General features: G+C 63.1%; 4 protein-coding genes. All 4 read left to right on the top strand.

Annotated elements, in window-relative coordinates; genetic code table 11:
• The first annotated feature begins 40 nt into the window (after window positions 1–40).
• The 4 genes from ACR9Y2_RS27700 to ACR9Y2_RS27685 all read left to right on the top strand — a co-directional run bounded on the left by ACR9Y2_RS27700 (window position 41) and on the right by ACR9Y2_RS27685 (window position 11169).
• A complete protein-coding gene (locus ACR9Y2_RS27700; protein WP_435045117.1) occupies window positions 41–2782 on the top strand; it encodes a hypothetical protein in 2742 nt (913 codons plus the stop codon).
• 70 nt (window positions 2783–2852) lie between these two features.
• Window positions 2853–5612, top strand: a complete 2760-nt coding sequence (locus tag ACR9Y2_RS27695; protein ID WP_435045116.1) for an InlB B-repeat-containing protein — start codon at window positions 2853–2855, stop codon at window positions 5610–5612.
• Between the two features lie 51 nt (window positions 5613–5663).
• Window positions 5664–8420 carry an InlB B-repeat-containing protein gene (locus ACR9Y2_RS27690; RefSeq protein WP_435045115.1) on the top strand — a complete coding sequence of 919 codons (2757 nt, stop codon included), beginning with the start codon at window positions 5664–5666 and terminating at the stop codon, window positions 8418–8420.
• 19 nt (window positions 8421–8439) lie between these two features.
• Window positions 8440–11169, top strand: a complete 2730-nt coding sequence (locus ACR9Y2_RS27685) for a hypothetical protein (protein ID WP_435045114.1) — start codon at window positions 8440–8442, stop codon at window positions 11167–11169.
• The last annotated feature ends 29 nt before the right edge of the window (window positions 11170–11198 follow it).

Here is an 11198-nt window from a genome sequence, read left to right as displayed (position 1 = left end):
GTGCGACTCCGGGGCAGATCTGGAACGACATGAGGCACGCATGAGCTTGATGAGAGATGGCAAGGGTTTGTGGGTGGCGGGGTTCGTAATGGCTGTTGCGACGATGGCGCCGGTCTGGGCGCAGTCGACGCCGGTGCAGTGCGTGGGCAATCACAGCATATGGTTGCCCTTGCGAGCCACCGAGATTACCGCGCGAATCGGCGACATCCTCATTACGTGCACGGGCGGAACTCCCACGCCGGCAGGCCAAGCCGTGCCTACGGTGGACATACTGGTGTTTCTGAATGGTACCTACACGGGTCGAACCAAGGGTGACCTTACAGAATCGCTGCTACTGATCGACGAGCCGCCGGCAGCAGCTCAGGTGCCGTGTACCACCGATGTGAGCCTGTGCGGCTGGACCGGCGGGAGCAAGGGGCCGAATGTCTTTCAGGGCAGAGTGCTGGCGCCGAATGCAGTCGTCTTCCATGGGGTGCCGAGAGACCCGACCGGTAGTTCGGCGGCCAGGGTGTTCCGCATCACCAACCTCCGTGTAGATGCCACGGGTTATCTGCAACCGGATTCTCCGGTGCCGGCGCCTGTGAATGCCTACATTAGTATGGACGGCTTCGTCCCGGCTGGTTATCCCTTGCAGGTGGGCTATGTTCAGCTGCCGATGCAGGCGTCATTGCGCAGCGCCGGCGGAGGTTGGACGATCTACAACCCCAACGGGATCGAGTTCTCGAACTGCACCGCGGTGACGAAGCACCGAGTGGCGAACCTACGGTTCTCTGAGCGGTTCAACTCCGCGTTCCAGAAACCGAACTGGACCTACGACGCCGTGACGGGGGTCGCCGGCGCGCCCGATGGGCAGGCTGCGCTGGGGGTGCAGTACTACACGGAGTCCGGGTTCTTCAATCCGAGCTTCCCGGCGACGAACAACCTGAACAAAGCGGGTCTGGCGGACTTTGGCACGCGGTTCCGGGCGGACTTTTCCAGCCTGCCGGCGGGGGCGACGATCTATGTGTCGACGGTGGCGGTGGTCTACACCAACGGAATGCCGGCACCGGCAGCGAACGGACAGCACCAGGCACGGTTGACGGCCTCCGAGGCGGGCGTCTTCGCGCCTGTGGCGGCAACGGAGATCCTGGAGGGAATTCCGGTGGTGGCGCTGCCAGTGACACAAGGGACGGCAAAGGCGGTATGGGAGTTTGTGGGGCGCGATGCGAATTCGAACGCCGACGTCGACTTCCCGGTCTGGAATTCGTTCCCCGGAAAGACCGTGGGACTGGGGACAGCGAGTGTGAGGATGCGCCTGGGGCCGGTTTCGACGGAGACGAACGCGAGCGACACGGCTCCGGTGGCGCGCTATGCAGACGCACCGGTGACGCTGCCGCTAGTGACGATTCTGGACGCCTGCCCCGGCACGCAGTACCTGGTGACCACGTCACCGGCGTTGCTGCCCGTGGTGGTAGACGGGCAGACGTACACGTCGCCGAAGGCATTCCCGTGGCAGCCCGGAAGCACACACACCATCGAAGTGGCGGAGGCGGTCCCTACCGCACCGGGGGTGCGCCTGTCGTTCATGTACTGGAGCGACAACGGGGCACGGGGACACAGGATTACCGTGCCTGACTGGCCAACCGCGTTCACGGCTGAGTATAGGATGCAGTATCTGCTGAACCTGCAAGTGGTGCCGGCAGACGGTGGCAGCGTGAAGACAACGCCCATTCCCATGGAAGGCTATGTCGAACCGGATACCTGGGTGCAGTTGGCGGCCACGATCAACCCTGGCTTCAGCTTCGGAGGGTTCTCGGGCGATGTGGTGACGAACGAGTTGTCGGGTTGGGTTTTCATGGAGCGGCCGCGGAGTGTCAAGACCACGTTTATCCGCGCGGGGCCAGTCTCTTCCACAATCGGGATCTCTCCAGCGTCGGGTTCCAGCCCGGTGGTCCAGTTTGTGGCGACTTACGAAGGGTCGAAGCTGGCTTCGGACCTGAAGTGGGCGCAGGTGCTGCTGGCCGCGGCTGCGGATGGTGGCGGACAGCCGTTCTGCTTCGTGCACTACGACGTGCAAGGCAACGCGTTTTGGCTGTATTCGGACACATATGGGTTCTTCCGCGGTCCGGTGGCACCGGGGCAGGTGTCGGCGAAACTGCAGGGCTCAGCGTGTGGATTGGATGCGATCTATGCGCGGACGAGCACAAATGGAGCGCGGCTTACGGTCCTAATTGCGCTGTTGTTCAAGACAGCAGGTGCACGAAACATTTACCTGCGGACTATGGACCAGGTGGGCGTGGATACGGGGTGGGTTCAGCACGGCACCTTCAATCAAGAGGTGTACTGGGCGCTGCCGATGTCAGTCTCTCCGGCCAGCGGCAGCGCCACGGACCAGCTGTTCGCCTTGACCTTCACTAATCAATATGCGTCTGACTTTTTCCGGCAGCCCCTGGGGTGGCAGCAGTTCCTGATCGGCGCCGATCCGACGGGCGGAGGGCAGCCGTTCTGCTTTGTCCACTATGACCGGGCGGGCAATGGGCTGTGGATGTACTCCTCCGACGTAGGGTTCTTCCTGGGCCCGGTGACGCCGCGGTTAGGTTCGAACCTGCTGGACAGCTCGGCGTGCTCAGTCAATACGGCGCTTTCGGGCCTTGGCAACACCCCGTCGACTAACGGCAACCTGGACGTGACGCTCAAGCTGAAGCCGGCGATGCAGGGCCTCAAGAAGATGTACATGCGCACGTTGGATCCGCTGCAGATTGATACGGGGTGGGTGCAGGTGGGGACGTACCAGGTGCCGTAGGGGGCACCGTGGGTCCGTTTGGACTGAACACGCTGGCGGTGACGATTCATTTGAGAAAAGGCATCTATTCATGACTGGTGGACAGAGGTTTGTTCGACGGCCAGACAGAGTGTGGGCGGGTCTACTGGGCCTGCTGCTGTGCACGGCCGCGACGGCATTCGGACAGTCGACGCCGATGCAGTGCATCGCCAATGCGGCGTATTCTCTGCCCCTGCGCGCTTCCGAGATCTCCGCCCGAATCGGAGAGATCGTGGTGACCTGCTCGGGCGGGACGCCGACACCGGCCGGGCAGGCAGTGCCTACCGTGGACTTCCAGGTGTACTTCAATGCAAATTACACGGGGCGGATCGCGGGGGCTCTCACGGAGTCGCTGCTGCTGATCGATGCGCCCGGGCCACTGGCGCAGGTTCCTTGCACTGGCGATCCCAGTACTTGCGGCTGGACGGGCGGCAGTCCGGGGGTGAATGTCTTCCAGGGCAAGGTGCTGGCTCCGAATGCGATCGCGTTTTATGGAGTCCCGGTGGATCCGCCGGGCGATTTCAAGCTGAGGGCATTCCAGTTCGCGAATATGCGCATCAACGCATCGGAGCTGCCGGTTTCCGCCACTCTGATTCCGACAATCGCTACAGCCTCCGTCACGGCTACGGGGCTGACCGTGAAGCAGGGTGCGGAGTTGATTATCGGCTATGCCCAGACGGCCATCCGGGCCGCAGTGCGAAATGCGGCCGGCGATACGACAGTGAACAGTCCGACGGGGGTGGAATTCCCGAACTGCACCACGGTGACCAAGCAGCGCTTTGCGAATCTGCGGTTTTCCGAACAGTTCGGGACAGCGCTGCAGGCACCGAACTGGACGTATGATCCGGTGACTGGCGCCGCGGGTACGCCGAACCGGCAGGCTACGGTCGGGGAGATCTATAGCGGTGAATCGGGCTTCTACAATCCGAACTTTCCCGCGACCAACAACCTCAATAAAGCCGGTTTGGCGGACTCCGGGACGCGCGTGCAGGCGACCTTCAGCGGGCTGCCGGCCGGGGCGACGATTTACGTTTCTACCGTGGCTTTCACGTATACCGATGGCGTGCCGGCCCCGAGCTCGGGTAATGCCGAGGAGGCGCGGCTGATCACGAGTGCCACGGGCGCATTTGCACCGGTGGCGGCGAGCGAGACCCTAGATGGGATCCCGGTAGCGGCGTTGCCGATCACGCAGGGATCGGCAATCGCAGTTTGGGAGATTGTGAAAGGGAATCGGGGCGCGATGGCGGACCTCGATTTCCCGGTTTGGATTTCCCTCCCGGGCAATAGTGTGGGGTTGGGCACGGCCAGCGTCACCATGCGGCTGGGTCCGGTTTCGAGTGAGACGGGCGTGAGTGACACGGCCTGGCTGCCCCGGTTTGTGGACGCGTCTACCACGCTGCCGTTGATGACGACGTTGAACATGTGTCCGGCGACGCAGTACCTGCTGACCACTTCGCCGGCGTTTCTGCCCGTATCGGTGGACGGGCTGACCTACACATCGCCGAAAGCGTTTCCCTGGCAGCCCGGCAGCACTCATACGATCAGCGTGGCGGCGACGGTTCCGGTGGGTACCGGAGTGCGGCGGAGTTTCCTGGGGTGGAGCGACGGAGGGGCGCTGACGCATACCATCACGGTGCCGCCGAACCCTGCCACCTTTACGGCGGTATTCAAATTGCAGTATCTGCTGGACCTGACGGTGACGCCTGCGGCGGGCGGCACGGGGACGTTGACTCCGCCTTCCACGGACCGCTATTACGATCCGGAAACGAGTGTCCAGATCACGGCCAGCTTGAATCCGCTGTACAGCTTCACGGGCTTCTCAGGGGACGTGAACACGAGCTACTACGATCAGTCTTTGCGTATGTCGGGGCCGAAGCGGGTGACAGCCACGTTTGTGAAGGCTGGAGAGGTTTCATCCACTGTGGGCGTATCGCCGGCCTCGGGTGCCGGCCCTGCTGTAGATTTTTCGGCGACATATGAAGGCTCGCAGGGCGCGGACAGTCTGAGGTGGGTGCAATTGCTGCTGGCCGCGGCGCCGGACGGGGGCGGGCAGCCGTTCTGCTTCGTCCACTACGATGTGCAGGGCAGGATGTTCTGGATGTACTCGGACGTGGAGGGGTTCTTCCGCGGCCCGGTGCCTGCGAGCTACTCCACAGAGGGTTTGCAGAGCTCTTCCTGCGCCATGGATCGTCTCAACTACACGTACGTGTATAGTAACGGGCCGAGGTTGACCGTGCCGGTGAAACTGCTGTTCAAGACAGCCGGACCGAGGAATGTGTATCTGCGGGCGCTGGACATGGCGGGAGTGGACACGGGCTGGGTCCAGCGAGGCACCTGGACCCAAGAGGTCCTGCCGGCCCCGTTCATGAGTCTCAATGGACGTGCGGGGGGAGCAGCCACACCGTCCTTCGAACTGGGTATGTCGGACCCGTTCAGCTTGGACTGGAGATCCGCGCCGCTGGGGTGGGTGCAGTTTCTAATGGCGGCCGACTCCACAGGGGGAGGGCAACCCTTCTGCTTTGTTCACTACGACCGGGCCGGCGATGGGCTGTGGATGTACTCTTCCGACGTTGGGTTCTTCCTGGGGCCGGTGAAGCCACGGACGTATTCGACTCTGCTGGACAGTTCCGCGTGCTCAGTGGATACGGCCCAATCGCGCCCGTCCGATTATTCCTGGATGGGCTTCCAACTCGATCTGCAGCTTTCACTGAAGCAGCCGATGCAGGGGCTGAAGAAGCTGTACATGCGATCGATGGATGGGCTGCAACTGGATTCGGGGTGGCAGTTTGTCGGGACGCACCAGGTGCCGTAGACGGGCAGGCCGGGGTGGCCGTCTGTGCGGGCGCCGCGGCAGAAGGATTCCATGAATTCCGAGAAGAGGTTTGGGTTGGGAAGGCCGGGCTGGCGAGCGGTGCTGCCGTGCCTGGTAGCCGCGATGATGGGTCCAGCGTTCGGGCAGTTTACTCCGCTGGGATGCCTGGCCATGCCCGACCCTGTTCCTCGACTGCGGGCCTCAGAGATTGCCGCGCGGGTGGGCGACTTCGCAATTCTGTGCTCCGGCGGCACGCCCACGCCGGCGGGTGAGGCCGTGCCGACTCGAGACATCCTGTTGTACTTCAATGCGGACCAGACGGGCCGCCGGACGGGCGACCTGACCGAAACCTTACTGCTGATTGACGATCCGGAGCCGCCAGCACAAGTACCTTGCATGACCGATGTGAGCCTGTGCGGCTGGACTGGCGGCAGCAAGGGCGCGAATGTGTTTCAGGGGCGGGTGCTGGCGCCGAATGCGATTGCGTTCTACGGAGTCCCCCTGGATCCACCTGGAGATTTCGCGCAACGGGTGTTTCGTATTGTGAACGCGCGCGTGAATGTTACCACTCTGGCGCCGCCCGGCAGCCTGGACCAGAAGGCGGTCACAGTGAACATTTCGCTATCCGGCATCACGGTGAAGGGCGGCACAGGTTTGCTGACCGGCGTCACACAGCCGGCCATGCGAGCGCAGATTCGCAGCTCGAATGGCGATGCCCTGGTGAGCAGTCCTACCGGCATCGAGTTTCCAAACTGTACGTCGGTGACCAGGCAGCGCTTTGCGAACCTGCGGTTTTCCGAGCTGTTCGCGACTGCCTTTCAAGGGCCGAACTGGACGTACGACGCGGTGACCGGTGCGCCCGGCGCTCCGGCCTCCCAGGCGGCGCCGCGCACCGTTTATCACACAGAATCGGGCTTCTACAACCCGGAGTTTCCTTCGACTCATGGTCTGAACAAGGCCGGGCTGGCGGACTTCGGAACCCGTGTACAAGCAACCTTCACAGGGTTGCCGGCAGGGGTTACGATCTACGTTTCCACGCTGGCCGTGACTTATGACCATGGGGCGCCGGCGGCGAACGCCAATAGCGTTGAGCAGGCTCGTTTGACCGCGAGCGCGACGGGTGCATTCGCCGCTGTGCCGGCAACCGAGACGCTGGATGGCTTGCCGGCGGCGGCTCTGACGGTCAGCCAGGGTAGGGCCACGGCGGTCTGGGAGGTGCTGAACGGCGCGCCTGCGGCCATGGGGAACCTCGATTTCCCGGTTTGGATCTCCTTCCCTGGCAATGTAGCCGGGTTGGGTACAGCCAACGTCACACTTCGCCTGGCGCCGGTGTCCGACGAGACGAGCGCCAGCGAGACTGCACCGCTGCCGCGCTTTGCAGAGGACTCCGCGACGCTGCCCCTGCTGACGATCCTGGACATGTGCCCAAGCACGCAATACCTGGTCACGACATCACCCGCTTTCCAACCGGTGACGGTGGACGGGCTGACCTATACTTCGCCCAAGCCGTTCCCCTGGCAACCGGGCAGCACACACGCGATCAGCGTGGCCGGAGCAATCCCCGCCGGCCCAGGTGTACGGCAGTCGTTCCTTGGCTGGAGCGATGGAGGTGCGCTGACGCACACGATAACCGTCCCGGTGACTCCGACGACCTACACGGCCGCGTTCCAGCAGCAGTTTCTGTTGGATGTGAAGGTGACTCCAGCGGGCGGGGGTACGGTGACGCGGACGCCCGCCTCGGCGGACGGGTACTACGACCCCGGAAAAATGGTGACGCTGGTGGCGAAGACGAATCCGCTTTACAGTTTCAGCGGCTATACGACGGAGGGCTCGAAGCCGCTGGAATCGACCACGCTGACGATGTGGCAGGCGTACAGCGTCGCGGCGGAGTTCGTCAAGGCGGGCCCGGTGTCCTCGACGATCGGCGTGTCGCCCGCTTCCGGTTCCGGGCCGGAGGCGAACTTCCTGGCTACCTACGAGGGTTCAGGTGGCGCCCAGAGCCTGAGCTGGGTACAACTGCTGATCGCCGCGGCGCCCGATGGCGGGGGCCAGCCTTTCTGTTTCGTTCACTATGACGTGCAGGGCGGCGGGTTCTGGTTGTACTCCGACATCGATGGATTCTTCCAAGGGCCTGTCGCGCCAGGGGACCAGGGGGCCGCGTTGCAGGGGTCTTCGTGCGCCCTGGATCCAAGCCTCTCTTATCCGTCGGTGAATGGCGCGAGATTGACCGTACATGCAAGCGTGCTCTTCAAGACGCCGGGCGCCAGGAACGTCTACCTGCGCACGATGGACGCGTCGGGGGCGGATACGGGGTGGGTGCAGCAAGGCTCGTGGACCCAGGAGGCGATGCCGCCGCCCACGATGCTTGTCTCGCCGACCAGTGGATTGGGGGCCGAGCCGTTGTTCCGGTTGAGCTTCTATAACCCGTATCACGCTTCGGTTTATTTCGCGCCGGTTGGATGGCAGCAGTTGCTGGTCGCGGCCGACCCGTCCGGCGGTGGGGAGCCGTTCTGTTTTGTGCATTATGACCGCGCGGGCGATGAGCTATGGATGTACTCCTCCGACGTTGGATTCTTCCTGGGACCGGTCAAGCCCTGGACGTCTTCGACGGTGCTGGACAGTTCGGCATGCTCGGTGGGCACGGCGCTTTCGGGCCCAGTGTTGGCGGGGAGAAAGCTCCAGGGGTTGGAGCTACAACTTTCGCTGAAGTCCGTCATGCGGGGATTGAAGAAGGTATACATGCGGGCGCTGGATCCGCTGCAACTCGATTCGGGGTGGCAGTTCGTCGGGACGCACCAGGTTCCGTAGAAGGAAGGTTTTTCCATATATGCGTGCGAATCAGTTCTTCAGAATTGCCGGGTGGATCGGGATTGCCTTGGTGGCGTTGGGGTTGCCCGCGGCGGCTCAGACACAGGGCGTGAGTTGTTCGGTGGAGAGTCCCGCTGGAACTAACCTGACGACTAGCAATTATGCGGCTCTCGCTGGTGATTTGGTCATTGCCTGCAGCGGGGGGACTCCGACCGCGGCCGGGCGTCCCGTTCCGAACGTGGTGGTCCAGGTGTCGTTTTACACGAACTATACGGGGCGGACGGTGGGTGGCGTTACCGAATCGCTGCTGCTGATCGATGAGCCGGCTCCGGCGAATCAGGTAGCCTGCGCTACGGATGCGGCGCTGTGCGGGTGGATCGCAGGGAGTCCGGGACCGAACGTATTTGCGGGCACCTTGCAGTCGCCGACCACGCTGGTGTTCCAGAACGTGCCGTTGGATCCTCCGGGCAACGGCGGGGTGCGGCGATTCCGGATCACGAATATCCGGGTGGATGCAGTGCACTTTCCGCCGCCGCGCCCGATGTCTGCGTTTGGACTCGTGACGGCGGTGGTGTCGATGACTGGCGTGACGATGAATCCCATCAGCGCCACGATCGGCTATGCCTTCACGGACATCCAAACGTCGGTGCTGGGAGCCAACGGGGAATCCCCAGCAGACGCGGCGGCGGGCACTGTGCTGCCGAACTGCACCGGCACCGCGAACCAGAGGATTTCGACGCTGCGGTTCACGCAGTCGAGGCCAGGGCTATTCCAGCCTCGCAGCCAGGCACCGTTCATCAATGCCGATACGTCGCCTGCTCCTGTGGCGCAAGACATTCCGGGCACTGTCTTCTCTTCGGAGAGCGGTTTCTACAATCCGGGATTTCCGGTTGGAAACCAGTTGAACCGGGCGGGTCTGGCCGATAGCGGGACCAGGCTGCAGGCCGTTCTTTCGGGCATGCCGGCGGGCGTGACTGTTTATGTGGCTACGGTGCCGGTGACGTTCACGAATGGAGTACCGGCGCCGAATGCGAATACAGGGATCCAGGCGCGGCTGATCTCCTCGGCTACCGGGGCTTTCAACCCGGTGCCGGCCACTGCCACTTTGGATGGGATACCGGTGGCCGCGCTGAATATCGTGAACGGCAGCGCGGTGGCGGTTTGGGAGATTCTGGCGAGTCCGCGCTATGCGCCGATGAATGCGGATTTTCCGGTTTGGATCTCCTATGCGACTGGAACGCTGCCGGGCGCGGTGACTGTGCGCGCGCAGCCGGGTCCGTCGTCGACAGTGAATACGGCCAGTGATACAGCGCCGATTCCCCGGTTTGTGGACGATACGACGGCGAAGGGACTGTTTGCGATCCGGCCGACGTGCGCTGCCGGACCGTACTTTGTCACGACCAGCCTGGCGGGCCAGGGCTACAGCGTCGACGGGGTGGAGTACAAGACACCTCAGGGGTTCAACTGGACTCCGGGCTCCAGCCACACGTTGAGCGCTATTCCCGCGGCCCAAGTGCTACCTTCCTATCGCTATGTCGCGCGGAGTTGGAGCGATGGGGGCGCGCCTACGCATGCCATCGTGGTCCCTGGCGTGGGCACCACGTATACAGCGAATTTCCAGCAGCAGTTCAAGCTGGACATTGCTTCGTCGCCCGTCGATTGGGGTACGGTGCAGACGGTGCCAGCGGCGGCTGACGGGTACTTCGATTCCGGGTCGGATGTGCAGATCAGGAGTATTGCGAACGCAGGGTATGTCTTCGCTGATTTCCAGGGTGCGTTGAGCGGCAGCGGGAATCCGCAGACGCTGCATGTGACGGGTGCGAGCAAAGTGGTGGCTGAGTTCGCGACGCTGGTGCCGTCGACGAGTGCTTTGAGTGTGACGCCGGCCAGCGGATCCAGCACGGCGGGTCTGTTTCAGTCTGTGTATCGCGGTGCGCGCGGAGCACAGTCGCTGCTGTGGGTAGAGTTCCTGATGGCTACGGCTCCGGATGGCGGCGGGCAGCCCTTCTGTTTCGTCCACTATGACGTGCGGGGGCAGGCGTTTTGGCTCTATTCCGATGTGTATGGGTTCTTCGTGGGCCCGCTGAAGGCCGGCGTGAACTCCAGCGATTTGACGGGGTCGGACTGCACGCTGAGCACGGCGCTGTCGAGCGTGGATGTCAGCGGAGACCGGCTGCAGTTGAATGCGCAGGTGCGATTCAAGGTGACTGGAGACAGAAATCTGTATTTGCGCGCGATGGACGACGGCAACTTCGATACGGGCTGGGTGCAGCGGGGCGTTTTCAATCAGCATGCGCTGCCAGTGTTTTATCCAGGTTTGACCCAGCAGTCGGGGGCCGGTTCGGTTGAGACATTCCGCATGACGGAGACGGATCCGGAGGGCTTCGGCGGGTTGAAGAAAGGCTGGGAGCAGTTGCTGGTGGCGGTGGACCAGACGGGCGGCGAGCAGCCGTTCTGCTTCGTCCACTATGACCGGGCCGCAAGCCAGTTCTGGATGTACTCCTCCGACGTAGGATTCTTCCTGGGTCCGGTGGCTCCGGGCACGCCGTCGAATGCACTGGATAGTACGGCGTGTACGGTGGACACGGCTGCCTCGTTGGTGACTGAGAGGGCCGACGGGCTGGACCTGGAGATCAAGGTGACGATGAAGCCGGCGATGAGCGGCTTTCAGCGGCTGCATACGAGGATCCAGGATGTCACGGGACGCATGTCGGTGTGGGGCGTCCATGGCACGCGTCAGGTTCCTTGAGTTCACGGCCGGGGAACGGTCTGATACGA

The organism is Paludibaculum fermentans (genome assembly GCF_051172195.1).
In the GTDB taxonomy this organism is placed as follows: Bacteria; Acidobacteriota; Terriglobia; order Bryobacterales; family Bryobacteraceae; genus Paludibaculum; species Paludibaculum fermentans_A.
The sequence above is the reverse complement of the archived record's forward strand: the minus strand, read 5'-3'. Positions and strand labels throughout refer to the sequence as shown.

What these genes read in the sequence shown, in the direction of transcription:
- ACR9Y2_RS27700 (WP_435045117.1), top strand. Translation starts at nt 41, where the DNA reads ATGAGCTTGATGAGAGATGGCAAGGGTTTGTGGGTGGCGGGGTTCGTA.
- ACR9Y2_RS27690 (WP_435045115.1), top strand. Translation starts at nt 5,664, where the DNA reads ATGAATTCCGAGAAGAGGTTTGGGTTGGGAAGGCCGGGCTGGCGAGCG.
- ACR9Y2_RS27685 (WP_435045114.1), top strand. Translation starts at nt 8,440, where the DNA reads ATGCGTGCGAATCAGTTCTTCAGAATTGCCGGGTGGATCGGGATTGCC.
- ACR9Y2_RS27695 (WP_435045116.1), top strand. Translation starts at nt 2,853, where the DNA reads ATGACTGGTGGACAGAGGTTTGTTCGACGGCCAGACAGAGTGTGGGCG.